This is a genomic window from Levyella massiliensis (assembly GCF_000308275.2).
In the GTDB taxonomy this organism is placed as follows: Bacteria; Bacillota; Clostridia; order Tissierellales; family Peptoniphilaceae; genus Murdochiella; species Murdochiella massiliensis_A.
Window position 1 is genome coordinate 169,627 of record NZ_HG529490.1, and the last position, 24,352, is coordinate 193,978.

At 50.3% G+C, this 24,352-nt stretch carries 24 protein-coding genes, 1 other RNA gene and 1 pseudogene; 23 read left to right on the forward strand and 3 right to left on the reverse strand.

From position 1 onward, the window contains the following. Window positions 1-10 precede the first annotated feature (10 nt). From BN98_RS00835 to BN98_RS00930, 22 genes and pseudogenes are all read left to right on the forward strand, one after another. Window positions 11-370: a histidine triad nucleotide-binding protein gene (locus BN98_RS00835; protein WP_019190220.1), complete on the forward strand. Its 360-nt coding sequence runs from the start codon at window positions 11-13 to the stop codon at window positions 368-370. Between the two features lie 117 nt (window positions 371-487). Beyond that, window positions 488-667: a 30S ribosomal protein S21 gene (rpsU, locus tag BN98_RS00840; RefSeq protein ID WP_019190219.1), complete on the forward strand. Its 180-nt coding sequence runs from the start codon at window positions 488-490 to the stop codon at window positions 665-667. 151 nt (window positions 668-818) lie between these two features. Next, on the forward strand, window positions 819-1,865 hold the full coding sequence (locus BN98_RS00845; protein ID WP_019190218.1) for a PhoH family protein: 1,047 nt from the start codon (window positions 819-821) through the stop codon (window positions 1,863-1,865). After that, window positions 1,862-3,229 carry a GTPase Era gene (era, locus tag BN98_RS00850; protein WP_019190217.1) on the forward strand — a complete coding sequence of 456 codons (1,368 nt, stop codon included), beginning with the start codon at window positions 1,862-1,864 and terminating at the stop codon, window positions 3,227-3,229. Before BN98_RS00845 ends, era begins: the two co-directional genes overlap by 4 nt. Window positions 3,230-3,259: 30 nt before the next feature. Continuing rightward, window positions 3,260-4,018 (forward strand): DNA repair protein RecO, encoded by a 759-nt coding sequence (gene recO, locus BN98_RS00855; RefSeq protein ID WP_019190216.1) that lies wholly within the window; start codon window positions 3,260-3,262, stop codon window positions 4,016-4,018. Window positions 4,019-4,067: 49 nt separating this feature from the next. Next, complete coding sequence (glyQ, locus tag BN98_RS00860; RefSeq protein ID WP_019190215.1) at window positions 4,068-4,994, forward strand: glycine--tRNA ligase subunit alpha; 927 nt, start codon at window positions 4,068-4,070, stop codon at window positions 4,992-4,994. Further along, a complete protein-coding gene (gene glyS / locus BN98_RS00865; RefSeq protein ID WP_019190214.1) occupies window positions 4,991-7,063 on the forward strand; it encodes a glycine--tRNA ligase subunit beta in 2,073 nt (690 codons plus the stop codon). The genes glyQ and glyS overlap by 4 nt, the downstream gene beginning before the upstream one ends. Window positions 7,064-7,099: 36 nt before the next feature. Then, window positions 7,100-7,954, forward strand: coding sequence for a pyruvate, water dikinase regulatory protein (locus tag BN98_RS00870; RefSeq protein WP_019190213.1), 855 nt, complete (start codon window positions 7,100-7,102; stop codon window positions 7,952-7,954). Window positions 7,955-7,964: 10 nt separating this feature from the next. After that, the gene (locus BN98_RS00875; RefSeq protein WP_019190212.1) at window positions 7,965-9,002 is read left to right on the forward strand and encodes a deoxyguanosinetriphosphate triphosphohydrolase; all 1,038 of its coding nucleotides are present in this window, start codon (window positions 7,965-7,967) and stop codon (window positions 9,000-9,002) included. 40 nt (window positions 9,003-9,042) lie between these two features. Beyond that, window positions 9,043-10,965: a DNA primase gene (gene dnaG, locus BN98_RS07740; protein WP_019190211.1), complete on the forward strand. Its 1,923-nt coding sequence runs from the start codon at window positions 9,043-9,045 to the stop codon at window positions 10,963-10,965. Between the two features lie 407 nt (window positions 10,966-11,372). Continuing rightward, window positions 11,373-11,435 (forward strand): annotated as a pseudogene (locus BN98_RS08640) (sigma-70 factor domain-containing protein); the annotation flags it as partial. Window positions 11,436-11,957: 522 nt separating this feature from the next. Then, window positions 11,958-13,037, forward strand: a complete 1,080-nt coding sequence (rpoD, locus tag BN98_RS08525; RefSeq protein WP_412581842.1) for an RNA polymerase sigma factor RpoD — start codon at window positions 11,958-11,960, stop codon at window positions 13,035-13,037. 3 nt (window positions 13,038-13,040) lie between these two features. Further along, window positions 13,041-13,772 carry a tRNA (adenine(22)-N(1))-methyltransferase gene (locus BN98_RS00890; protein WP_019190209.1) on the forward strand — a complete coding sequence of 244 codons (732 nt, stop codon included), beginning with the start codon at window positions 13,041-13,043 and terminating at the stop codon, window positions 13,770-13,772. Between the two features lie 9 nt (window positions 13,773-13,781). Beyond that, window positions 13,782-14,585, forward strand: coding sequence for a Nif3-like dinuclear metal center hexameric protein (locus BN98_RS00895; RefSeq protein WP_019190208.1), 804 nt, complete (start codon window positions 13,782-13,784; stop codon window positions 14,583-14,585). A gap of 77 nt (window positions 14,586-14,662) precedes the next feature. Beyond that, window positions 14,663-14,982: RNase P RNA component class A (rnpB, locus tag BN98_RS07965), an RNA gene on the forward strand. 168 nt (window positions 14,983-15,150) lie between these two features. Next, window positions 15,151-15,612 (forward strand): ribose 5-phosphate isomerase B, encoded by a 462-nt coding sequence (gene rpiB, locus BN98_RS00900; RefSeq protein WP_040942492.1) that lies wholly within the window; start codon window positions 15,151-15,153, stop codon window positions 15,610-15,612. A gap of 32 nt (window positions 15,613-15,644) precedes the next feature. Further along, on the forward strand, window positions 15,645-16,382 hold the full coding sequence (locus BN98_RS00905; RefSeq protein WP_019190206.1) for a DUF554 domain-containing protein: 738 nt from the start codon (window positions 15,645-15,647) through the stop codon (window positions 16,380-16,382). Window positions 16,383-16,566: 184 nt separating this feature from the next. Next, a complete protein-coding gene (gene rplM / locus BN98_RS00910) occupies window positions 16,567-16,995 on the forward strand; it encodes a 50S ribosomal protein L13 (RefSeq protein WP_019190205.1) in 429 nt (142 codons plus the stop codon). A gap of 13 nt (window positions 16,996-17,008) precedes the next feature. Continuing rightward, window positions 17,009-17,398 carry a 30S ribosomal protein S9 gene (gene rpsI, locus BN98_RS00915; protein ID WP_019190204.1) on the forward strand — a complete coding sequence of 130 codons (390 nt, stop codon included), beginning with the start codon at window positions 17,009-17,011 and terminating at the stop codon, window positions 17,396-17,398. A gap of 215 nt (window positions 17,399-17,613) precedes the next feature. Next, complete coding sequence (locus BN98_RS08530) at window positions 17,614-18,255, forward strand: hypothetical protein (RefSeq protein ID WP_019190203.1); 642 nt, start codon at window positions 17,614-17,616, stop codon at window positions 18,253-18,255. Between the two features lie 106 nt (window positions 18,256-18,361). Beyond that, window positions 18,362-19,201: a zinc dependent phospholipase C family protein gene (locus BN98_RS00925; protein WP_019190202.1), complete on the forward strand. Its 840-nt coding sequence runs from the start codon at window positions 18,362-18,364 to the stop codon at window positions 19,199-19,201. Window positions 19,202-19,222: 21 nt separating this feature from the next. After that, complete coding sequence (locus BN98_RS00930; RefSeq protein ID WP_019190201.1) at window positions 19,223-20,518, forward strand: MFS transporter; 1,296 nt, start codon at window positions 19,223-19,225, stop codon at window positions 20,516-20,518. 903 nt (window positions 20,519-21,421) lie between these two features. Here BN98_RS00930 and BN98_RS00935 read toward each other — a convergent pair. Together BN98_RS00935 and BN98_RS07750 are read right to left on the reverse strand one after the other, a co-directional pair. Next, window positions 21,422-21,979: a hypothetical protein gene (locus tag BN98_RS00935; protein WP_019190200.1), complete on the reverse strand. Its 558-nt coding sequence runs from the start codon at window positions 21,977-21,979 to the stop codon at window positions 21,422-21,424. Between the two features lie 136 nt (window positions 21,980-22,115). After that, the gene (locus tag BN98_RS07750) at window positions 22,116-23,075 is read right to left on the reverse strand and encodes a TIM44-like domain-containing protein (protein WP_019190199.1); all 960 of its coding nucleotides are present in this window, start codon (window positions 23,073-23,075) and stop codon (window positions 22,116-22,118) included. A 136-nt stretch (window positions 23,076-23,211) separates the two neighbouring features. Between BN98_RS07750 and BN98_RS00945 the strand changes: the two genes are divergently transcribed. Next, a complete protein-coding gene (locus BN98_RS00945) occupies window positions 23,212-23,562 on the forward strand; it encodes a hypothetical protein (protein ID WP_019190198.1) in 351 nt (116 codons plus the stop codon). A gap of 119 nt (window positions 23,563-23,681) precedes the next feature. On the opposite strand, the gene BN98_RS00950 is transcribed toward BN98_RS00945, so the two are convergent. Further along, window positions 23,682-24,332 (reverse strand): hypothetical protein, encoded by a 651-nt coding sequence (locus tag BN98_RS00950; protein WP_019190197.1) that lies wholly within the window; start codon window positions 24,330-24,332, stop codon window positions 23,682-23,684. Between the last annotated feature and the right edge of the window lie 20 nt (window positions 24,333-24,352).

Genomic DNA, 24,352 nt, shown 5'->3' on the forward strand with positions numbered 1-24,352 from the left:
GGAGAATCAGATGGATTGTGTATTTTGCAAAATCGCTAACGGTGAAATTCCAACGGATTTAGTGTATGAGGATGAATGGGTTGCGGCCTTTAACGATATCGAACCGATGGCTCCCATTCATATTCTGTTTGTTCCGAAAAAGCACATTGCTTCTTCTAACGCTTTTGCCCAGGGCGAGGATGCCGCCATTGTTGGCCATATTTTCGAAGCCATTGCTAAGGTAGCCAAAGAGCAAGGCTTTGCGGCAGATGGCTATCGCGTGGTGACCAACTGCGGCACAAACGGCGGGCAGAGTGTTCCACATCTGCATTTCCATGTGCTCGGTGGGAAGAAGATTCGCTTCCCGGGCTTTGATCCGGACGCAAAGTAAAACCGAAGCGTGGCGGATTATCGAAGGGGATTTTCAAACGCGATCTTACCTCTTGTTTTCACGAAACGTTTCGTTTATAATGCAAGTTACGAAATTAAACCCGAGGGGGGTGAAAATATGCCGGAGGTTCGCGTCGGAGACAATGAATCCATTGAAAGTGCTCTGAAGCGGTTTAAACGTTCCATCGCTCGCGCTGGCACCTTAGCCGAATATCGCAAGCGTGAACATTACGAAAAGCCGTCCATCAAGCGCAAAAAGAAGTCAGAAGCGGCTCGTCGTAAAAATCGTAAAAAGTAGAACTTGAGAAATGGCATCCTTTGGGGTGCCATTTTTTCGTGCCGTGCTGATTTGCTGAAGTTCGGGTATCTAACCCATGAATGGAAGACAAAGGCATGGGCGTGGCACGCCGCAACCCACGGAGAGGAGAGGGTAACGCATCGTGAAGAAAATGCTATGGACGAACAATGAGCATTCCTCCAGGGACTGGGCAGCTTTGTTCGGAGAACTGAACGGGCATGCAAAAGCCATCGGTGACAAATTTGGTGTCAAGATGAAGCTCAAGGAAAACGCACTGGAGCTGTCCGGCGAAGAGTACGATATGGAAGCCGCAGAAAGCGTGATGGACCAGATGTTTGCGGTTATTGCGCGACAGGGCTATATTTCACCGGCGGAGGTAGATTACTTGATTGATATGCAAAATGCCCACGAAGACGTTCCTGTGGAAAAGTTATTAACGGATATTATTACGACGACGGCACAGGGAAAACCGATTCGGGCAAAAACCTTAGGCCAACGCCGCTATGTGGATGCCATTGCCAATAACGGCTTTACCTTTGGCATCGGGCCGGCAGGTACCGGAAAAACATATCTGGCGGTGGCCATGGCGGTGAAGTCGTTTAAGAATAATGAAGTCAATCGCATCATATTAACCCGCCCCGCCGTTGAAGCCGGTGAGAGCTTGGGCTTTTTGCCGGGGGATTTGCAGGAAAAAATCGATCCCTATCTGCGTCCGCTGTATGATTCGCTGTATGAAATTTTGGGGGCAGACAGTTATTTAAAGCTGAAGGAACGCGGACAGATTGAAGTGGCGCCCTTGGCCTATATGCGCGGTCGAACGTTGGATAATTCGTTCATAATTTTGGATGAAGCGCAGAACACGACGAGCGCCCAGATGAAGATGTTTTTAACGCGTATGGGCTACGGTTCCCAAGCCGTCATTACCGGCGATGTGACCCAAATTGACCTGCCGAATGGAAAAACGTCCGGCCTGAAAACCATTCAGAAAATTCTTCGCGATGTGGACGGCGTGGCATTTTGCGAATTTCAACGCACTGATGTCGTGCGTCATCCGTTGGTGCAGCGTGTGATCGAAGCGTTTGAAAAATACGAAAAGACGCAGGAAAGCGATAAAAACGGCAGCGCATCGCATGCGAATCGCAGCAATGCCCGCGGAAGTCATGGCGATGCTCGCGACACAACACGGAGGAAAGCATGAAACTCTGGGTAGATTGCCGTGACGCGTCCATGGAATGGACGGAGGCGGAAGAGGCACGTTTACGGGAAACGCTGGAGAAGGGACTGAAGCTGGAAGGCGTCGAAGGGGATCCGGAAATCTCCGTATCCTTTGTGACGGGCGAAGAGATCCGCACCTTAAATGCGGCGTACCGCGGTATGGATCGCGAAACGGATGTGCTGAGCTTTCCGGTGTATGAGGCGGAAGAAATCCCAGAACGGAAACGGCTGGGGACACTGGACGTGTTAGGCGATATCGTCATCAATCGGGAACGCGTGCGCTCGCAGGCGGAAGAATACGGACACAGTGAAGAACGCGAAATGCTCTATCTTGCAGTGCATTCATTGTTGCATTTACTTGGCTATGATCACGAGGAAGAAGCGGACAAGCGCGTTATGCGCGCTCATGAGGAACGCATTATGCGCGCTCTGGGCGTGTCGCGAGAGGAAGAGCCGGCGGCGTTTCACTCCGGCTATGTTGCGGTGATCGGACGCCCGAATGTCGGAAAGTCAACCCTGATCAATCATCTGCTGGGGGAGAAACTGTCGATTATCTCCAACAAGCCGCAAACCACGCGTCATAAACTGCAATTTATTTACACCGATCAACGTATGCAGGCGATTTTTGTGGATACGCCGGGGGTGCAGATTCCAAAGAATGAATTGGGAGAAACCATGCTGCGTTTGTCGCGCGAGGCACTGGAGGGCGTGGATGTGTGCCTGTTTTTAACCGATATTTCTTCGCGCATCGGTCCCTTGGATCGCCGCATTTTGGATCATTTGAAGACCATTCATGATATTCCGCTGTTGATGCTGCTTAACAAAACGGACCTGGCTTCACCGGAAATGGTGGAGGCGGAAAAGCGTCGCTATGAGGAATTGGATATTTTCAATGTGGTTTTGCCATTTTCGGCCAAAAAAGGAGAGGATTTAACGCCGCTTCTGGATCGGATTTATCGCGCTCTGCCGGAAGGACCGCAGTATTTTCCGGATGACATGGTGACGGATCGCTCGGAGCGTTTTTTGATTACTGAGCTCATTCGGGAAAAATGTCTGTATCATATGCAAGATGAAATTCCGCATGGTATCCATGTGGGGATTGATACGATGAAACTGCGTCCGGATGGATCCCTCTATGATATTTATGCCACGATATATTGCGAAAAGCCGTCACACAAAGGCATGGTGATCGGCAAGGGCGGCACAAAGTTGGGACGTATCGGACGAGAGGCACGCAAGGACATTGAGAGGCTGCTGGACTGTCACGTGAATTTGAAACTGTGGGTGAAGGTGGATAAGGACTGGCGCCGCAATAAGAAAAAGGTGGAACGGCTGGGGTTTGATTGATCCCGGTTCCCATCGTTAGCAGAGGAAGCCATGGAAGAAAATAAAAACTTAACCGGCATTGTTCTGCAGGCGTATGATGTGCGGGATTCCTCGCGTATGGTGGATATCTTGACTCTGGAAGAGGGGCGTCTTTCGGCAATGGTGCGCGGCGCCAAGCGCAATAAAAGCCGTTTTTTGAATCTTTCTGCGCCCTATGTCGAAGGGGATTTTCATTTGGTGCGCGGGCGTTCCACAAACTATCTGAAAGAAGGGACGATCCGTGATGCTCATTTCGGGCTGCGCCGCTCGTTAGGCAGACTGACAAGCGCTCGTTTCGGCTGTGAAGCGCTGATGGCGGTCTTACCGGAAGGGGAAGACGCCAATTTATATTATTTGGTGCAAGCGTATTTGAAAGCGCTGGAAGAAGCAGATGAGAACCTGTTGGCACACGGCGTGGCAGCGTATTTTTTGAAGCTGTGTAGTTTTTCGGGCTTTCGTCCCCGGCTGTCGCGTTGTATTTTTGGCGGTGAGTCGGTGGATCCCGAGGATATGTATTTGGATTATGAGGCGGGCGGAATTGCGTGCAGTGCGCACGCAACGCATGTGCGCTCCGAAAAATTGAGCCGCTTGGAATATGAAGCTATTGGGAATTATATCCGTTTGCCGCTTCGTGCTATAATGAACGCGCGTGAATTTTATGCCGTGGACGGGCGTCGACTGGCACGGATCTGTTTTCGTTATTATGTGACGCATACGGAGCGCCGTACGTTGGGCTCGCTCCACATGATGGAAGAGCTTTGTCTGCTGTAAAATTACCTGCAACGGGCAGGGAATGGCATGACGAAGTGAAGGAGGAGGAATGAATCTACAGGATATGATTGCTACACTGACAGCCTATTGGTCGGATAAGGGCTGTACAGTGTTGGAACCTTACGATATTGAAAAAGGTGCAGGGACGATGAATCCCAACACCTTTTTACGCGCACTGGGTCCGGAACCGTGGAAAGTGGTCTACGTGGAACCCTCACGCCGACCGGCGGACGGACGCTATGGGGAAAACCCCAACCGTCTGTATCAGCATCATCAGCTGCAGATCATTTTGAAACCTTCACCGGACAATATTCAGGATCTGTATTTGGACAGCTTGCGCACGATCGGCATTGATCCCCTGGAACACGATATTCGCTTCGTGGAAGATAACTGGGAATCTCCGACGCTCGGCGCTTGGGGCGTGGGCTGGGAAGTATGGCTGGATGGTATGGAGATCACCCAGTTCACCTATTTTCAGCAAGTCGGCGGCATCTCGTTAAACCCGGAAGCGGGGGAGATTACGATGGGACTGGAACGCATTGCCATGTATATTCAGGGAGTGGATAACGTCTTTGATCTGCAATGGAACGAGCATCTTACTTATGGCGATATTTTCCATCAGCAGGAATACGAAAATTCAAAATATTCGTTCGAAACGGCAGATGTCGAGATGTTGCATGCCCTTTTTGACAGCTATGAAAAAGAGGCGTTGCGCCAGGTGGAAGAAAAACTGGTGTATCCTGCCTATGACTATACGCTGAAATGCTCGCATACCTTCAATGTCTTGGATGCGCGGGGTGCGATTGCCGTGTCGGAACGCAGCCACTATATTGCGCGTGTGCGCGATTTGGCGCGTGCCGTAGCGCAATTGGAGCTGGAGAAGCGTGAGGAACTGGGCTTCCCGCTGCTGAAAGAGTCGGGTGCTCCTGAGGCAGGCACAAAAGAGGAGAAACCGGCAGAAGGAGGACGTGCATGAGCACCTATTTATTGGAATTGGGCGTGGAGGAATTTCCTTCCCGCTTTATTGCCTCCACTAAAGAGCAATTGTTGCAAAATGTGTCTGACGGCTTGCGTGAAGCCGGCCTTCAGGCAGAAAGCACGCGCGTACAAGCCACGCCGCGCCGTTTTGCATTGTGGTTAAACGATATTAAGGCAGCCGATGCAGCCACGGAAGAAGTGGTGCGCGGTCCTTCGAAGAAAGCAGCTTTTGATGCTGATGGCAATCCGACCCGTGCTTTGCAGGGCTTCCTGCGTTCCAAGGGACTGACCGAGGATGCCATCTATATTGAAAACAATGGCAAGGATGATTACGTTTTTGCACGCCTGCATAAAGAAGCCGTTTCTCCCGCCGACATGTTACCCGGTGTGGTAGAAAATGCCATTCGTAAAGTTTCCAACCCCCGTTCCATGCGCTGGGGCGGCAAGAATTTGCGCTTCCTGCGTCCGATTCGTTGGATCGTATCGCTGTTGGACGACAAGGTATTACCGTTGGATTTAGAAGGCATTCCCGTGGGAAACCGCACGAACGGCCATCGCTTTTTGGGTGACAAAAACATCGAAATCCCAAACGTTGAAGCCTATGAATCGATATTGGAAAAGAATTACGTCATTATCGATGAGGGCAAACGACGCGATATCATTTTGCGCGGTTTAAATCGTCTGGCGCGCGAAAAGGGCGGCGTTCCGATGCACAATGAAGAACTGCTGAACGAAGTCGTATTCATTGTGGAGTATCCGACCGTCTTTATTGGCGATGTGCCCCAAGAGTATTTGGCACTGCCGCCGGAAGTGATTATTACACCGATGATGGATCATCAACGGTATTTCCCTGTGGTGGATGACCAAAATCATCTGCTGCCCTACTTCCTCTCCGTACGTAACGGCAACGAAAAGGGCTTGGAAAATGTCATCCAGGGCAACCGTAAGGTGTTGATTCCGCGCCTTGAGGATGCCAAGTTCTTCTATCACCAGGATCAGGCACAAAAGCTCGAAGAGTATGTGCCAAAGCTCGAAGAAGTGGTCTTCCATGAGGCGCTCGGCACAATGCTGGACAAAACGAAGCGCTTGGAATCTTTGGGCGTATCTTTAGCCAAACTCTTCTTCTGTGGCCCATCCATTCAGAAGAATATCGAACGCGCCGCACATCTCTCTAAAGCCGATCTGGTGACCAAGATGGTCGTGGAATTTACGGAGCTTCAGGGGACCATGGGCCGTATTTATGCGGCGGAAGACGGCGAACCCTCTGCCGTAGCTACGGCGATTCAAGAACAGTATATGCCGCGTCAATCCGGTGGTGAGCTGCCGAAGACGACGGCGGGTATGCTGTTGTCGGTGGCCGACAAGTTGGATACCTTGGCCGGACTCTTTGCCATTGATATCAATGTGACGGGGTCCCAGGATCCCTTTGGGCTGCGCCGCGCCGTCATCGGTTTGCTGGACATCATTCAGAAACATTCCCTGCACTTCCATCTGACGACGGCACTGCGTGATGCACTGCTTCTTTATGTGGAACAACAAGGTCTCGTCTTCGATTATGACGATGTCATTTTCCGCGTGAACGACTTTTTCCGCGGCCGTCTGCGTACCAAGTGGCAGGAACAGGGCATTCGCTATGACGTAGCCGATGCTGTTCTGGCTACGGAGGACGACGATTATCTGCGCCTCTCCCGTAAAGCGGAAGCAGTGAATGCTTTGACCGCGGAGGATCCGGAGGATACTTTGATCACGGCGTTAAATCGCGTGGAAAGTATGGCAAAAAATGCCACCTCGGACGAAGTGGACGAGAGCGCGTTGCAGCCGGAAGATCAGGAGATGTTTGCATCGCTGGAACGTGCGGAAGAAATCAACGATGCGATGCAAAAGGATCATTTCCCGCAGGCACTGCAATTGTTAAGAAATTGGATGCCGTTGATCAATACCTACATGGATAACACCATGATTCTGGTAAAGGATGAGAAATTACAGGCCGCGCGCCTGGGCATGCTGGCGCAGGTGAATGCGCTGATTCAAAGTATTTTGGTGCCGCATCATATTGTGCGTGAGTAGAGCGGAGGGCAAACTTGCCCTCCCGCAGGAGGCAGGATGGACCAGACGTTAAAGCGGATGCATATCTATATCGTTTCCGACTCCACCGGCGAAACGGGGGAGGCTATGGCGCAGGCGCTGTCGGCGCAATTTCCGCATTGCTCGGTAACGCTGACGCTTTTTTCGCAATGCCGTAGCCAAGAAGATGTGCAGGCGGTGTTGAATACCATTCCAACAGATGCCGAAGAGGTGGCACTGGTATTTCATTCTGTCTTAATGCCTGCGGTCGCCGACTTTTTGTGGCAGTATTGTCGGGAAAAGCATCTGGCAGTGGTACCGCTTTACAGTCCGGCGATACACATCATGGAGGAAGCATTGGGGGAGAAGGCGGTTTATCTTCCCGGACTTTCGCGGGAGATGAATGAAGATTATCTGCATAAAATTTCGAGTATCGAATTTGCCGTACGCTTTGATGATGGGAAAGAACCGGAGACGGGTTTACCGCAGGCCGATATTGTTTTAATGGGTGTTTCGCGGACATCGAAAACGCCCCTGTCCATGTTACTGGCGATTAAGGGCTATCATGTGGCCAATCTTCCCTTAGTGCCGGAAGTTAGACTTCCGCAGGCACTGGATCGGGTAGATCCGCGCAGGATGGTGGGACTGGTGATCGATCCGGAACGCCTCAATGCCATTCGTTCACAACGCTTGCAGACACTGGGACTCAATGTGTCCATGTACGCCGATACGACACGCATTGTAAAGGAGTTAGCCTACGCTGAAACCGTATTTGCACGCTTTGCTTGTCCGGTCATTGATGTGACCCGACAAACGATAGAGGAAACGGCAGCGCAGATATTGCGTCACGTGCGCAAACAGCTCGGCACCGATGTGCAACGTCGGGAGAGTTGAGGAGGGGATGATGCAGCAGGAACTTGCACTTCGAGAACATACCGAAGCTTTGGAGATGGAGTTACTTTCGCCTTTTGCCGCTCATGTGCGGGATTCAAAGGGCAGAGAACGGCCGGAATCGGAGGATGCGATTCGCACCGCCTATCAGCGGGATCGCGATCGCATTTTGCATTCCAAGTGTTTTCGTCGCCTCAAACACAAAACGCAGGTATTCATTTCCCCGGAGGGAGACCATTATCGCACGCGCCTGACGCATACCTTGGAAGTCGGACAGATTGCCCGTACCATGGCGCGAGCACTGCGCTTGAATGAGGATTTAATTGAAGCCATGGCCATGGGGCATGATGTGGGGCATACGCCCTTCGGGCATGCCGGAGAAAAGATTTTGCAGGAATTATCGCCCGGTTTTCATCATGCTAAACAATCCGTTCGAGTGCTGCGTTTGTTGGAAAATCGTCGCGACAGCGATGTACCCGGCTTAAATCTGACCTGGGAAGTGCTGGACGGTATCGAACACCACAGCGGAGAAGCTATGTCGGCTACGCTGGAAGGACGCCTGTTGAAATTTGCCGATCGCATAGCCTATGTGAATCATGACATTGACGACTCTATGCGCGCCGGGGTGCTCACTATGGAGGATTTACCGAAAGACTGCATTGCTGTTCTGGGAGAGACACATTCAAAGCGTATTACCACCATGGTCCAAGCCATAATTCGCGCCAGCTACGGCAAGGATACCATCGCTATGGAAGAACCGGTGTACGAGGCATCTCGTAAGCTGCGTGCTTTCATGTTTCGTGAGGTGTATACGAACGATTTGGTGAAGGGCGAGAATGTCAAATTAAAACATATATTAACGGATCTTTTATCCTATTTGGTGGCCCATCCGGATGCTATGCCGGAGGATCATCGTCGTTTGTATCGCTTTGAACAAGAGCCTACTTCCGTGGAGCAACAAGCGATTGATTACATTGCCGGCATGACGGATGATTTTTTGATTCGCACGTATCGCCAACTCTTCATTCCGCGCGCCTGGTCCATACTGTAATTTTGATTTTTTGTACGGCGGGAATGGGAAAGGAGGGGGTATGCGTCTATCGGATGAAACAATTCAACAAGTACGAGAAGCCATTGATATTGCGGAACTCGTCGGCAGTTACGTGGATCTCAAACCCTCCGGCAAGCAGATGAAAGCGTGTTGCCCATTTCATCAGGAGAAAACCCCGTCCTTTTTTGTGACACCGGAATGGGGCACGTATAAGTGCTTCGGCTGTGGTGAATCGGGCGACGGCATTTCTTTTGTGATGAAAATGGAGCATTTGGACTTTATGGAGGCCGTGCGCTATTTGGCAGAGCGCTATCATATCCCGTTAGTGGAGAGCGATCCCAAGGAAAGCTTTCGACAGGCCAGACGCGAAAAGTATTATAAAATTAATGCGGAAACCGCACGTTTTTATTATAAAAATTTGTTGACCAATGAACGCGCGCTGCAGTACTTGGCACATCGCGGGTTTAAAGCGCAAATCATCAATGATTTTTTTCTCGGCTATGCCGATGGCAGAGGGGATAGCTTGTATCGTTATTTGACTGAAAAAGGCTATGAAGCACAGGATCTTTTGACCTTGGGGCTTATTGCGCGTTCCAATCGCGGGACCGGCTATTATGATAAATTCCGTGATCGTCTCATGTTTCCGATTCTTTCGGTGCAAGAAAAGGTGATCGGATTTGGCGGACGAGCCATCGGGGATCGCAAGCCGAAATATTTGAATTCGCCGGATTCGGAAATCTTTCATAAGGGCGAACATCTTTATCATCTGTTTCAGGTGCGAAAAGAATCGCATGATCGTGAAATCATCTTAGTGGAAGGCTACATGGATGTCGCCTCCCTTTCGTATCATGGCGTGACCAATGCGGTGGCGTCTTTGGGCACTTCGTTGACGGAAAATCAGGCAAAACTTGTGAAGCGCTATGCGGATCGCGTGTATCTTTGTTATGATGGTGATTCTGCCGGCATTCGAGCGGCACGCCGAGCGATTGATGTCTTCGGTAAAGCGGATATTTCTCCCAAACTGGTGGTGCTTCCGGAAGGCAAGGATCCGGATGATGTGGCAAAAACGGAGGGAGCGGAAGCGTTTCGTCATTACTGCTCCTTAGCCATGGATCCGCTGGATTTTGAATTGCAATTGCTGGAGGCGGGCTTTGACCTGGACGACTCCGGCGGGAGGATGGACTTTTTAACGCGCGCATTGGATTTTCTAGCCGCGATTGAGCAAGAAACAATGCGAGATGTGATGGCGCAACAGGTTGCCGAAGCGGCTAAGGTTAGCGTGGAAGGCGTAAAACATGACGCGAAAGAGCGCCGTCAAGTGTTGCTTTCGCGTGAAAAAGAAAAGTCCGTATCATCGTTTGGAAAGAGTGGCACTTCTGGCAAGCAGGCCGAGGATGTTCCACCAACGTCGTATTATTTCGAAGCAGAACAAGAGGAAGATGTTCCGGAGGATTTTGATCCGGCGTCGTCTTACATAAATGCTGACAGCCCCGACGCAAGTTTGGGTATGTATGCAACAAGTGGCTTAGCCGTGGAACGCTTTCGCCTGGAACGCGAAATGGTACGGCTGATACGCCAAAACACAGAATGTGATGACATTCTGAAAGAGGAGCAGGATTTTATTGAAAATCCGGGACTGCAACAACTGCTCCACATCATTCGTCATTTAAGAAATGCGGGAATTTCTCCGCAAAAGGATTGGATCAAGGAATCGGAGTGTTCGCAGGAAGCTCGGGATATTGCCGAGTGGATGGACCATGTGTCCGCACCGGCCAGCCATGATATGGCACAGGAACTTCTTGCGCGGATTCGTCGCTTCCGTTTACGGGAACAGAAGGCACGCATTTTAGATGCGCTGGATCACCCGGAACAAAACGAGCCGCAAACGTCTCGTTCTACTTTATTGACGCAATTACAAGAGATTGAAAAACGCCTGCGCGCGTCGGGGGGAGGGCTTACATGATGGATCATAGAGATCTGCCAAAAGAGGATGCCGTAGACATCGAAGAGTTAAAACAGGACATTGTTGATGAATTGCGCAAAATTGCAGTGGCGCATCACGACCGTCTTCATCAGGAAGATTGGGAAAATTTGGAAGACTACGAAAGCCTCAAGGAAGAGGATCGCCGTGATATTCTTCAGATTCTTGCAGACGACGGCATTTCCATGATAGTAGCGGATCGCACGGAAGATCCGGATGAAGAGGAAGAAGAGGACTTGATCGAGGAGGAAGAAGAGGAAGCTTCTCTCAGCGATCTGGATGCCCTCTCGGATTTGGACGCTTCTTTGGAAGAGGAAAAAGAAGAAGACACACCGGAATTGACGGATCAGGAAATGCTGCAAAATGTTGCCGTAGACGATCCGGTGAAAATGTATTTAAAAGAGATCGGCCGTGTTTCCTTATTGACGGCAGAGGAAGAAGTGCTTTTGGCACGTCGTATGGAGATGGCTGAATCTGCGGCAAAGCTGCTGCGCGGCGAAAAAGCCTCTTTGCGGGAGGAAATCGAAGTGGCAAAGGAATCCCTGAACCACTCTCAAGCTGCTTTGCTTTTGGAATTAATGGATGCTAAGGATGCTAAGAAGCGTTTTCTGGCGGCACAGTCGAGACAATATGAAGGCTTCCAAAAGCTGCTGCAATGCACGCTGCATCCTGAGGAACATATACTGGAAGAAGAGTCGAAAGAATATCGATCCATAAAAATCGCGGCGTACGTTGAGCGCTATATTCGTCGCCGTCTCAGCCGTATGAGTCTGAATCGTGATGAAGCTTGCGAATTGGCATTGTGTGTCGAGTTACAGGAAGCCTTGGTGGCGTTCTTTTTAACCCCCGACGATTTAACGGTAAAACAGAAAAGCCGTGTGGACATTGCGCTGGAAAACGAGGAGCGCATTATCAAGGCAGTCGGCTTGTTTTATAAGAAAGCACAAGAAGAGGATGAACCGACGGACACGCTCTTGGATTTGGCCGAGGAATTTCATGTTAAACCGCTTACGGAAGAGTCCGCTATTCAAGGCGACATGCGCCGTGAACTGTTTGAGCGCAATACCATCGTGGACAAACTCAACCGTACCATTCGGAAACGACAGCCCAAAGACGCTTTAACAGAGATGGAAGCCGAAAACTATGCGGTGCTGGCAGAGGCGGAAGAAGCATTGAACAAGCGCTTGGCGCATTTTAAAAATGATTTCACGCCCATTCGCGAAAAGCTGGAAGACCTGATGAGAAAAACGGAACCGGCGTGTCGCATGCTGATGGGCTTACCGTTATCGGAAGACAATGAACAGCAGTTAAAACGCGCGATGCGCGTGGGCTCCACCGCTAAGCAGCGTCTGGCGGAGACGAACTTGCGCCTGGTCGTTTCGATTGCGAAACGCTACGTCGGGCGCGGGATGAGCTTTTTGGACCTGATTCAAGAGGGCAATTTAGGCCTGATGAAGGCGGTCGAGAAATTCGATTACCATCGCGGCTTTAAGTTCTCAACCTATGCGACCTGGTGGATTCGTCAGGCCATTACGCGTGCGATTGCAGATCAGGCTCGTACGATTCGTATCCCGGTACATATGGTAGAGACCATCAATAAACTCTCACGTGCCCAACGACAGTTGCTACAGGAATTGAATCGTGATCCGACTAACGAAGAGATTGCAGCTGAGATGAATATCGATGTGGAAAAAGTGCGCGTGGTACGCAAGATTGCACAGGAACCGGTATCGCTGGAAACGCCGATCGGCGAAGAAGAAGATTCGCATCTTGGCGATTTTATCGAAGATGATACGGTGGTATCGCCGGATGAAGCAGCAAATTTCATCATGCTGCGCGAAGAGCTGGCAAACATTTTGAGCACGCTTTCGGACCGTGAACGCAAGGTGTTAGAGTTGCGTTTCGGTCTGAACGATGGTACGCCGCGCACGTTGGAAGAAGTCGGCAAGGAATTCAACGTTACGCGTGAGCGCATTCGCCAGATTGAGGCGAAAGCCATTCGTAAGCTGAAGCATCCGACGCGCAGTCAGAAAGTGCGCGATTTTCTGGAGTAAAGCATGACACGTATCCAAGCCTTAGTGGACGCCGTCCCGCCTTCGGCACGTGTCGTGGATGTCGGCGCCGATCACGGTCTGATATCCTTGGGACTCGCAAAGCGATCGGATATCGGCGCAGTTTTGGCTACCGATATTTCGGGTGATTCGCTCAGCAAGTTGACGAAAGCCCTGCCCCAAGAAGCCGCAGGCATACAACAGAAAATTCACATGACAGTGACCGACGGACTGCAGCAATTACCTTGGTCGAGCGCGGATACGATTGTCATTGCCGGTATGGGAGGCCCGCTTATCGAACGGATATTGCGGGACTCCCTTCCCTTTGCTAAGCGCGCAAAGACGTGGGTGCTTTCACCACAGAGCGGTCTTGCCGATTTTCGTCGTTTTTTGCAACAGCTGGCAATGCCTGTGGAAGAGGATCTCTTGGAAGAGGCGGGGGTTTTTTATCCGCTGTTTCGCGTGTTTCCGGGATGCCAACGCTCGCCACAAAGCGACTATGCTGAGGCTTTAAGCGACACGGAAGCAGAATACGGGCCAACGCTTCTGCGTCAGCATCATCCGGTACTCATGGAGCAGCTGCATCGTGAACAGAAGACGTTAAGCGGCTTAATACAGAAACTTGCGGGGCAAGGTTCGCCGACAGCCAAGAAACGTCGCCAAGAGTTAGAAAATCAATGCGCTGCGATACGTTCCATTTTGAAAGAGCAAGTGAAACATTCTTGCGGCGAAAAGTAGGAGGGAAAGATGCAGATCCTAGATTGGGTAGAGCGATGGGAAGAAGAGGTACCCTTAGCGCTTCAAGAGGAATGGGATCATTCCGGTCGCCAATTCGGTCGTTTTGCGCAGCCGTTAACGGGTATCGTTTTTGCCCTTGATTTTACGAAAGGCGTTTTAGAGCGAGCGTTACAAGAAAAAGCCAATCTCATCGTGACGCACCATCCGGTACTTTTCAGCGGCGTGCACGGGCTGGACGAGCGCATTCCATTGCAGGATTGGATCATAGAGGCACTGGAGAATAACATCGCAGTCTATGCTTCCCATACCGCCTGGGATTGGGCAGACGGCGGCGTCAATGACACCTTGGGCGAAAGAGCCGGCTTATCCGATACCCGAGCGTTGGTGTCGCGTGATCCGTCGGATCCGCTTTGGACGGTGTCTAAGGGGAAGGGCGTTTACGGTACGCATTCTCGTATGCGCCTTGATGACTATGCGGCAGCGTTGCAGAAGGCATTTGATGCCGAATCGATCGTCTATTATGGCAATCCGGCAACCGAAATTCACCGTGTCGCCTGTCTGGGGGGCGCCGGCATGGATTTTGTGCCGAATGCACTGAAGGCGGATTGTGACGTAATGCTGACGGGGGATGTAAAGTACCATGAAGCGCAGGACGCCTTGCGCGCCGGATTATGCATTATTGATCTCGGCCACTATGTCGGCGAATTTCCGGCAATGGGAAGTGCTTTGCGCCGTTCTCGTGTAATGGCACCTGGCATTGCGCATTTTCTGCAGGCAGATGCGGAAGCGGTACGTCATAACGGCAATGCTTAAAAGTCGTTTGTTTTTAACGTTCATTTAACGCTTTTCTTGCAATTGATCAATATTTTGTGTAAGATAGTTGCCGATGAGGAGCAAGTCGGAACATCGCGAACATTCGAGGAAAGTCCGTGCACCACAGAGCAGAATGCCGGATAACGTCCGGTGGAGGTAACTCTAAGGATAGTGCAACAGAAATAAACCGCCAGAAATGGTAAGGATGGAAAGGCGAGGTAAGAGCTCACCGGCAACCCGGAGACGGGTTGGCCCTGTAAACCCCATTCGGTGCAAGATCAGAGTCATGATGCAGTTGCTCGCTGCGACTCGCAGTATCGCTGGAACGCCCTGGTAACAGAGCGTCGAGACAGATGATGTTCAGAAACAGAACACGGCTTACGGATTTGCTTTTCGGAAATGAAATCCTGCGGGACCTTCGGGTCCCGCGATTTTTTTTTGCCTGCTGCGGCGAGTTTTTGCAGTTGTTTTGTTTTTTTTGTGACATCTCCTATAATAAAAAGCGGCGTGAATACTTGATGAAGTTCGGACAAAGCTTTGTCCGTCAATGCAAAAGGGGGATTCCATGAAAATTGCAGTGGGTTGTGATCGTGGCGGCTATGTGCTGTTGGCGCCGGTGATGGAGCATTTGAAAGAGCGCGGCATTGAAGCGGATGCCTTTGGCAGCGTGGATGGCGCACGCACGGATTATCCGAAAGTCGGGGAAGCTGTGGCAAAGAAAGTTGCCTGTGGCGAGTATGACTTTGGTATTGTGATGTGCGGCACCGGCATCGGTATTTCGTTGGCGGCTAATAAAGTACGCGGCATTCGCTGTGCGAATGTGAGCGAAGCGTATTCGGCGGCGATGTCGCGTCGCCATAATAACTGCAATATGCTGGCCCTGGGCGGACGCACCCTTGGAGACCAGCTGGCGTTAACGCTCGTAGATGCGTTTTTGGATGCCTCCTTCGAAGGCGGAAGACACGAAAAACGTGTCGGAATGATTATGGCCATCGAAGAGGAGGAGTCGTCTGACGCGCTCAAGTAACGAGAAGCTGACAGGACGTCAAAGGAGAAGTCATGGTCGGACTGGGGACATTGATCGATACCGTAGCGGTGATTATCGGTGGTTTTCTGGGGTTGCTTACAGGGCATATATTCAAACAGAATCAGCAGGAAGCGGTCATTAAAACTTGCGGGGTGAGCGTGCTGTTCATGGCCATTGCCAGTGCGATGCAAGGCATGTTGCGTATACAGCATGGAGAACTCATTGCCGGGCGGACGCTCTTTATCATCTTGACTCTGGCGGTGGGAACGATAATCGGCGAAGGCTTGGATTTGGAACAAAAACTGATTAATTTTGGAGAATGGCTAAAAGGTCGTTCCGGCAATCAAAAAGATGCACGGTTTGTGGAAGCCTTTGTCACAACATCGCTGTCCATCTGCATCGGGGCGATGGCCGTCATCGGTGCGATTCAGGATGGGGCAAGCCACGACATTTCCACGCTGGTGGTTAAATCCGTTTTGGATTTTCTTCTCGTGCTTGCCATGAGTGCATCGATGGGACCCGGCGCTATTTTTTCGGCGATCACGCTGTTCTTATTCCAAGGCGTTTTAACGATATTCGCTACATGGATTGCACCGATTCTTACCGAGACAGCGCTGGCAGATCTTTCGCTGATGGGTTCGATCCTAATCTTTTCCATTGGTATTAACCTGGTATGGGGGAAAATGCTCAGGGTGGCCAACATGCTGCCGGCCCTGGTTCTGGCGGTTTGTACTTCCTATGTGCTGCCGCTGTTTGCGGGATGGTTTTAGTTTGACTTTCCTCCAGGTTTCCTCTATAATATTCGGGTATCTGTTTGGGCATCTTTATGCCCCGGATCTTCGGTAATTCCATTCGCAGCGTCGATGTGCGAAACAAAAATTGTCGAATCAACAAAACCCGCTTCTCTGATCGGCGGAGTCAAAATGGACAGAGCAGGAAGAAAAGGAGCATAAGATGAAAACAACTTTAGCAAAACCGTTGGAGGTGGAGCGCAAGTGGTATGTCGTCGATGCGACGGATCAAGTGGTCGGTCGTCTTGCTGCACATATTGCTGCCGTGCTTCGCGGAAAACACAAACCGATTTTCACCCCGAATGTAGACACGGGTGACTATGTCATTGTTATCAATGCCGAGAAAGTGCGCATGACCAATGACAAAGAACACAAAAAGATGTACAAGCATCACACCGGCTTTGTTGGTGGCCGTCGTGATATCTCCTATGCGGATATGATGGAAAAACATCCGGAGCGCATTTTGGAAAGAGCCGTTCGTGGCATGCTTCCTCACAATACGCTCGGACATCAGATGTACCGCAAGCTGAAGGTATATGTGGGACCGGAGCACAAACATGCCGCCCAGATGCCGGAAGAATTAACGTTTTAAGTAGGAGGATACGATGGATCAGCAATATCGCGGCACCGGCCGTCGCAAATCGGCCGTAGCACGAGTTCGACTCCTTCCGGGAAACGGACAGGTGCTTGTCAATGGTTACAGCTTGGAAGAATATTTTGATTATGAAACCCTGCGCGACATCTGCACACAGCCGTTGGAGTTAGTGGGACAGCGCGAAGGTTTTAACGTTGCCGTTACGGTAAAAGGCGGCGGATTTACCGGTCAGGCGGGCGCCATTCGTTTGGGCGTTGCCCGTGCTTTGCTTGAATTTGACCCCAACCTCCGTGCAAGCTTGAAGAAAGCCGGCTTCCTGACGCGTGATGCACGTAAGAAGGAACGTTATAAATACGGCTTCAAGAAGGCACGTAAGAGCCCGCAGTTCTCGAAACGTTAATCGCTGCGAGCGACGCGTTATAAAAAAAGAAACCCTATTTGTGGTTGCTCATTCGAGATTTCAAATCTCCGAAAAGCAGCGGCATAGCTTGGTAAGAAATTACCGGCTATGCCGTTTTTTTTCTGTTTCTGCCGGTCGTGAAAACACATCGATCTTATGTCAATCTTTGCGTTATTCCTGTTAGAATGAAGAAGAGAGAAAGGAGTGGAATAGTCATGAAAAAGCCGAAGATAGTGATACTATTGATAATCCTTATCTTATTATTGCTGGGCGTTCTCGCGGCCTATCAGCAAGATATCAACGATACGAAAGAACTCAAACCGATGATCTATCTTTATCCGGAACAAGAACAACGTGTATCGGTCTCTCTGGACTATAACGGAAAGTTTACACACGTCTATCCTTCCTTTTCTGCGAACACAACATGGCAGGTTACGGCCAAACCCGACGGTACCATTCGGTGCAATAACCGTGAATACTATGCGCTGTTCTGGGAGGGCGTGAAAGATAAAACGTATAAGATGGATGAAGGATTTTGCGTTAAGGGATCGGATACAGAAAAATTTCTTGAAGAGAAATTGGAGACGCTGGGTTTGAATCATAGAGAAATAAATGAATTTATTGTGTACTGGCTTCCTCAAATGGAAGATATTCCGTACAACATCATTACCTTCCAAGATCGTGCGTACACGAACGATGCCAAACTTACCGTTGTTCCCAAAGAAGATACGATGATACGAGTTTTTATGACCTGGTATCCTTCTGTCAAACCTATAGACATCAGAGAACAAAAGCTTTTCTCAATGAAACGGCAAGGCTTTACGGTTGTCGAGTGGGGCGGTGCAAGAATAAAGTAAAACGCCAACCGATTACCGTTAAATGGTGAAGTATCGTATGGATGCCACGCAATCACGTCTTTGGTAAAATGAAAAGGCAAGAAAACCGGAAGGGAAAGGAGAGATCATGCCGACCACCTATACGCATTATCAATTTGGAGACCGCGTGTATCCACAATTGCCGGAGGCATTGAAACAAGCGGTTCTCTCGCATCGGGCGCTCTTTGATATCGGCGTTCACGGTCCCGACCCCTTGTTTTACTATAAACCGCTACAAAAAAATGCGATTCGCACTCAAGGGAACACCCTGCATTTTCAGCCGGCAAGGGAATTTTTCACCCGAGCAAAATATATTGTTCAACACACGGACGATCCTGCTGTACAAGAAAAACAAAAAGCCTATCTAATTGGCTTTTTGACCCACTTTGTGCTGGACGCTACATGTCATACGTTTGTGGAATGGCACGTTCTGAAAGGCGGCGTGTCGCACAATAAAATTGAAGCGGAATATGATGCCTGCCTGTTGCGACGTGCAGGCAAAAACCCGGAGAAGGTGGATCGCTCGCGTCTGGTACAACCATCGGAAGAGGCAGCGAGAGTAATCGGCCCGTTCTTCGGCCTGGATCCGGAAAGTATGCATGATGTACTAAAAAGCCAGGTGCGTGGATTGCGTATGTTTTATTCGCCGCACGGCATCAAACGCGCCCTAATTCGCACCGCGACACGGGTCATTGCCATGCCGGGCGATTTTGGAGATCTCTTTATGGAAGACAAAGAAGATCCGCGTTGTCATGCCTCGAATGTGCGCCTGGACGAGCTCCTGAAAGATGCGGAAGCGCGCTTTTCTGCGCTATGGCCTAATTTCATCGCTTTCCTGGAAGATAAAGCGGATTTGGATCCGTTCTTTGATCGTCACTTTGAAGCCGTTCGTACGGATGCCGGGGATCCGGATCCAAACTACGCGTAGCGCGTAGCAGAAAGGATTACTATGCTGGAAAAGATACGCAACTCTTTCACCCCCGGAGAATTCGCCTGGGTGCTGTACGATGTAGCCAACTCTGCCTTTACAATGCTGGCAACAACCCTGATTCCGATTTGGTTTAAGGTGCTTGCCATTACAGGCGAACCGGGAGGCCTGACGTCGGATGAAGCCACGGGGCACTGGGCGCTGAGCGTTTCTCTGGTGACGGTGATCGTAGCGCTTCTCGGGCCGATTTTTGGCAGTATTGCCGACCACCGTCGCGCCAAGAAACTATTTTTCACCACCTCTTTAGCCATTGGGGTGATCGGATGCCTGCTCTTTGGCGTCACAACCAGCTGGCTATTATTTCTCATTCTCTTCATTTTCGTAAAGATTGCCTATTCTGCATCGCTCACGTTTTATGATTCTATGCTGGTCGATGTGACAACACCGGAACGCATGGATGAAATTTCTTCCCACGGCTACGCTTGGGGTTACATCGGATCTTGCATTCCCTTTTTGATTGCCTTATTCGCCTACGTTGCTGATTCCATGCTGCACATCTTGGACCCGGGTATTGCTCGTCTGATTGGCTGTGTGGTTACTGCCGTCTGGTGGTTCTTGGTCACCGTGCCTCTGCTTGGGACATATGAACAGAAAAATTATGTGCGCGAACAGGCCCCGCCGCTTATTGAAAGCTTTACCGCCGTCCGGCGCACCTTTGTGGATATTGTGAAAAATGAGCGTAAAGTATTTCTTTTCCTGCTTGCCTTTTTCATGTATATCGATGGAGTGGGCACGATTATCAACAATGCCATCAATATCGGTACCGATTTGGGATTGGATACCGTCGGGCAGGTCATCGTGCTGCTACTTACACAGGTTGTCGCATTTGCTTTTTCTCTGCTTTTCGGACGGCTGTCGCGCAAATTCCGCACGGTAAACCTGATCCTGGTCTGTATCTTAGGCTATCTTGCTGTGGCACTCTATGCACTCACCCTGCAGGCACTTTGGCAGTTCGGCATCATGGCTTTCGGCGTCGGCATGTTCCAAGGCGCCATTCAAGCCCTTTCCCGTTCCTACTATTCTCGCATAATCCCGCCTGAACATGCTGGTGAATACTTCGGCATCTATGACATTTTTGCCAAAGGCGCTTCTTTCTTGGGCTCCTTTGTCATCGCCATGGTCAAATACGCCGGAGGCACCATCAACATTGCTGTTGCCGCTTTAGCCATCTTTTTCCTGTTAGGCTTTGTGTTCTTGCGCATGGCCGATCGCGTGCCGGAGAAAGTCAGAAACAAACCGAATAGCGTTGCCAGATAAGAGAGGAGCGGTGCCCTTTCGGATCCAATCGCCGCCGTAGGGGGCTGCTATAGAACGACGCGGGTAGCTGCTGCGGGGCGACGGCAGGGGCTGCTTTTGGACGATGCAGATAGCCGCTTCCGGGCGACGGCATGCGGTTGTTTTCGGACGCTGCAGACGCCCACTGCAAAGCGCACCGCGCGGCGCTCCTTGTGCCATGCGATGCAACGCCGTGCGGAGACTAGGCATTTTTCGAAATGCGGTTTTTACCTAGCTGGAAAATGTATGGCGATGGCGTGCGGCAGCTAGGTATATTTCGATATACGGTTTTTACCTAGCTGGAAATCGCACAGGATCGCCACATGGCGACTAGGAAATTTCGATATACGGTTTTTACCTAGCTGGCAAACGCTCGGCAACGCTGTGCGGCAGCTAGGTATATTTCCATATACGGCTTTTACCTAGCTGGAAAACGCGCAGGATCGCCAAATGGCGACTAGGTATATTTCGAAATACGGTTTTTACCTAGCCGGAAAATGCACGGTGATGGCGTGTGGCGACTAGGTATTTTTCGATATACGGTTTTTACCTAGCCAGAAAGCACATGGCGATGGCGTGCGGCAACTAGGTATATTTCCATATACGATTTTTACCTAGCTGGAAAACGCGCAGGATCGCCAAATGGCGACTAGGTATATTTCCATATACGGTTTTTACCTAGCTGGAAATCGCACAGGATCGCCAAATGGCGACTAGGTAAATTTCGATATACGGTTTTTACCTAGTCAGAAATCGCACAGGATCGCCACACGGCGACAAAAAAGGAAGGCGGCCATAGGCCGCCCTCTGCTTCTTCTATAGTTATCCGCCGAGCTGTGCAAGACAGCTCATTTATTTTAATTTGTTATGGTTCTATAAGAAAGCCTATTTCAGCCCTTTGGCGATGGTCTCGCATACGCTTTTCCACTCATCGGCTTTCAGGAGAGAGGTCTTCACATCCACACCGGCATCATTCGCTGTTGCAATAGTAATGGCATCTTTTTTGACCAAGCCTTGGATATTTTCCGAAATAACTTCCCATTGCTGCTGCAGTTCGTTAAAGTCATTCGCTAAATTCTCTTTTTTCAAAGCGCGGATCAACACATCCGGATGGGCCTTTAATGCATCGCCAAATGGCAGAAAGTTATTGGCGATCTGGACGGCTTTCATGCTTGCACCTGCCGTACCGGTTGGAAATTCGGCTACATCGTGTGCCAATTTCTCAAGTGATGTAACGGTTTCTGCGGACAGCGTATCTTCATCAGAGGAAGAAAGCGAGGCAGAAGAACTTTTGTTTTCCGAGGAAGTGACTTCCGATGTGCTTGCAACAGCGGAATCGACCTGCGACGAGAGTTCTTCGGAAGCGGGTGCGGTGCTTTGGCAAGCTGTTAACAGGACGGCTAAGGTCAAGGCCGAAATTGTCTTAAGAATCGAATGTTTCATAGCTCCTCCTTTTTGTTACACTCTACTACGAGGATATGTTGTTCATGTGACGAAGAAAGCGTGCTTTGGCCTATCGTACATGGAAAAGTTACGCAGGGAAAAGTCGGAAAGGAAGATCCTCGCGCTTAATGAGGGCTTACGCACTGCGTTGTTCCAGGGGCTGTAGAGCACTTAATACCCATTGATTGGCTCCGGTGGTGACTTCGGCGCCGCAATATTCGCAGATGCCGTTTTGATTGATGGCAAGTGGTGCACCGCAATTTGGACACTGCGTGGCTTTGGTTTGTGTTTGGTTCTCCGTTTTAGCGTCGAGTTTGCGCATGAACTGCATGCGGTACGTCATAATATAGCGATGCCCTTTTTTGCCCTTAATGACACGCCCGCTTTCATCTTCTATGACATAGTCGCAGTAGCGTGCTCGAATGATGGCGTTCAAATACGAATTTTCTTCGTCCTCTTCATAAGATTCAATGCGCGTTTCCAAAACGGAGATGTCTTCAACGACATTGGTTTGCTTTTTATCGATGTATTGTTGCAGCTGTCGGGCGTGTTGGTCATAGAGGTTGTTAGACTCGAAGGTGCGGATGGTACGCCAGTCCTTCGCCGTCCAGGCCTGCTGCAGGGCGACAAAGACGTCGGAGACGTGCAGCAAAAATTGTTGCTTGGAAAAATGCGGATCGCGATCGAGCAGGGTTTGCAGATTTTGGTCGCTTGCAGTAGAAAACGACGGATCAGCGTAGGATTGTGAGCGATTTTGGTTATTACGGCGCATTTTTCTCCAAATCAGAAAGCGAATGATCAAAATGACATTAATGATCAAAATCAGCCATGGGTTATTGAAGGCGTAGAACAGAAAAAAGGGATTAAAGGCGCCGGTGACGTTGCCAAAATCCGAGCCGCCACCCCAATCATTGCCGCCCCAATCGTTGCCGCCCCAATCGTTGCCGCCCCAATCATGACCGCCCCAATCATGGCCACCCCAATTATTGGTGCCCCAGTCGACACCGCCGCCGACATCAGCCCTAGAGGAGAACGGGACAAGAGCAAGAACCAATAGGACAAGTATGAACAAGCCAATGCAGTAACGCTTTTTCACGGGTTACCTCCTCCGGAAAGGAGCCGGTCTCGACCGGCAAATAGTGGAAACGAATCCACAGGAATACAGTTTATTTGATTCTATTATAGCGCAGGGAGTCGGGGTATGGTAAGATTACACAAGATAGGAGAAGGTTATGGCAAGTCTATTTGGAATCATTGCACAATATCAATCCAAACTTATCATGCTGCCGCTGATGATCGTCATATTTACAGCGGTAACCGTGGCGCTCTATATGTTATTTCATTCTGTGAAATGGATGAAATATCTGCCTGCTTTGGTAGGCGTCGTACTCGGTATCGGCTTCTTTGTGCTGGGCTTTGCAAGAAAAGCGCATATCGCCGGACTGCAAGCGCTATGGGCGGGTGTGTATTTCTTTGTAGCGGGATGTATTGCCTTAGCAGCTGCTTGGCTTTTAACACTGGTTGAAAGTTTGACGCCGCCCGAGGAAAAAGGCAGTAATACTGTTAAAGGAAAGAAAAACTAAACCATACAGAAAAATTAGGAACGAATCGTCGTCACTTTGGGACACCATGGGACGGCGATTTTTTTTATACTTAATATGGACAAAGCGGAGAGGCGCGTTTCGCTCCTGTTACGATCCACTTAGAATACGGGCCGGTCACAGCCCATAAGGAATTCCAATTGTAATCCGACGGAGGTGCAGAGGCTGCGGTGCGGCGTTATGGCATCAAGCTCTGCGGTATGAAACAGATGCGGTCCCATCCAAGGAAGTGTTGCCATGCCGTAGAATGTCGTCTCCATGCGCTCAGCACGCGTGTGCAGATTAAGCCCCGCGTCCTTCCAGGCATTGACGCGATGCGCGAGGAAACGAGCGGTTTCCGATGCAGCCTCGTCATCAATCATGGCGGGCAGTGTCAGACGAACAATGCGATCGGAAGTCGGATGCGCGAAGAAAATCGGTTTACAGGCAAAGTAGTTTTGACAGAGAACAGTCAGGATGAGACGCGTCGTCACTTGTTGCAACAGATGTTTACGCATCGCATAGGAAACGCGCAGTCGTAAAACCTTTTGCTCTGGTGTATCAGGCAGAAGCAATGTTTTTCCATCGCGCACCGCTTCCGTCGGCAGAAGAACATCGTTACAATAGACCATTTCGGGAAACAGTTTCAGGGCGTGATAATCCGGCAAGATGGTATCCGCCAAGCGTACGAGAACATTGGCGCCGTCCGGATTTTGTGTGGTGATGATAGTGTCCAGTTCAATCTGATAGGGGTTTCTTAAAACGGTTTCCATAGTGCGCTCCTTTGCGCCTA

Coding starts and splice junctions, on each gene's coding strand:
- BN98_RS00835 (WP_019190220.1), top strand. CDS start 11: ATGGATTGTGTATTTTGCAAAATCGCTAACGGTGAAATTCCAACGGAT.
- rpsU (WP_019190219.1), top strand. CDS start 488: ATGCCGGAGGTTCGCGTCGGAGACAATGAATCCATTGAAAGTGCTCTG.
- BN98_RS00845 (WP_019190218.1), top strand. CDS start 819: ATGCTATGGACGAACAATGAGCATTCCTCCAGGGACTGGGCAGCTTTG.
- era (WP_019190217.1), top strand. CDS start 1,862: ATGAAACTCTGGGTAGATTGCCGTGACGCGTCCATGGAATGGACGGAG.
- recO (WP_019190216.1), top strand. CDS start 3,260: ATGGAAGAAAATAAAAACTTAACCGGCATTGTTCTGCAGGCGTATGAT.
- glyQ (WP_019190215.1), top strand. CDS start 4,068: ATGAATCTACAGGATATGATTGCTACACTGACAGCCTATTGGTCGGAT.
- glyS (WP_019190214.1), top strand. CDS start 4,991: ATGAGCACCTATTTATTGGAATTGGGCGTGGAGGAATTTCCTTCCCGC.
- BN98_RS00870 (WP_019190213.1), top strand. CDS start 7,100: ATGGACCAGACGTTAAAGCGGATGCATATCTATATCGTTTCCGACTCC.
- BN98_RS00875 (WP_019190212.1), top strand. CDS start 7,965: ATGCAGCAGGAACTTGCACTTCGAGAACATACCGAAGCTTTGGAGATG.
- dnaG (WP_019190211.1), top strand. CDS start 9,043: ATGCGTCTATCGGATGAAACAATTCAACAAGTACGAGAAGCCATTGAT.
- BN98_RS00890 (WP_019190209.1), top strand. CDS start 13,041: ATGACACGTATCCAAGCCTTAGTGGACGCCGTCCCGCCTTCGGCACGT.
- BN98_RS00895 (WP_019190208.1), top strand. CDS start 13,782: ATGCAGATCCTAGATTGGGTAGAGCGATGGGAAGAAGAGGTACCCTTA.
- rpiB (WP_040942492.1), top strand. CDS start 15,151: ATGAAAATTGCAGTGGGTTGTGATCGTGGCGGCTATGTGCTGTTGGCG.
- BN98_RS00905 (WP_019190206.1), top strand. CDS start 15,645: ATGGTCGGACTGGGGACATTGATCGATACCGTAGCGGTGATTATCGGT.
- rplM (WP_019190205.1), top strand. CDS start 16,567: ATGAAAACAACTTTAGCAAAACCGTTGGAGGTGGAGCGCAAGTGGTAT.
- rpsI (WP_019190204.1), top strand. CDS start 17,009: ATGGATCAGCAATATCGCGGCACCGGCCGTCGCAAATCGGCCGTAGCA.
- BN98_RS08530 (WP_019190203.1), top strand. CDS start 17,614: ATGAAAAAGCCGAAGATAGTGATACTATTGATAATCCTTATCTTATTA.
- BN98_RS00925 (WP_019190202.1), top strand. CDS start 18,362: ATGCCGACCACCTATACGCATTATCAATTTGGAGACCGCGTGTATCCA.
- BN98_RS00930 (WP_019190201.1), top strand. CDS start 19,223: ATGCTGGAAAAGATACGCAACTCTTTCACCCCCGGAGAATTCGCCTGG.
- BN98_RS00935 (WP_019190200.1), bottom strand. CDS start 21,979: ATGAAACATTCGATTCTTAAGACAATTTCGGCCTTGACCTTAGCCGTC.
- BN98_RS00945 (WP_019190198.1), top strand. CDS start 23,212: ATGGCAAGTCTATTTGGAATCATTGCACAATATCAATCCAAACTTATC.
- BN98_RS00950 (WP_019190197.1), bottom strand. CDS start 24,332: ATGGAAACCGTTTTAAGAAACCCCTATCAGATTGAACTGGACACTATC.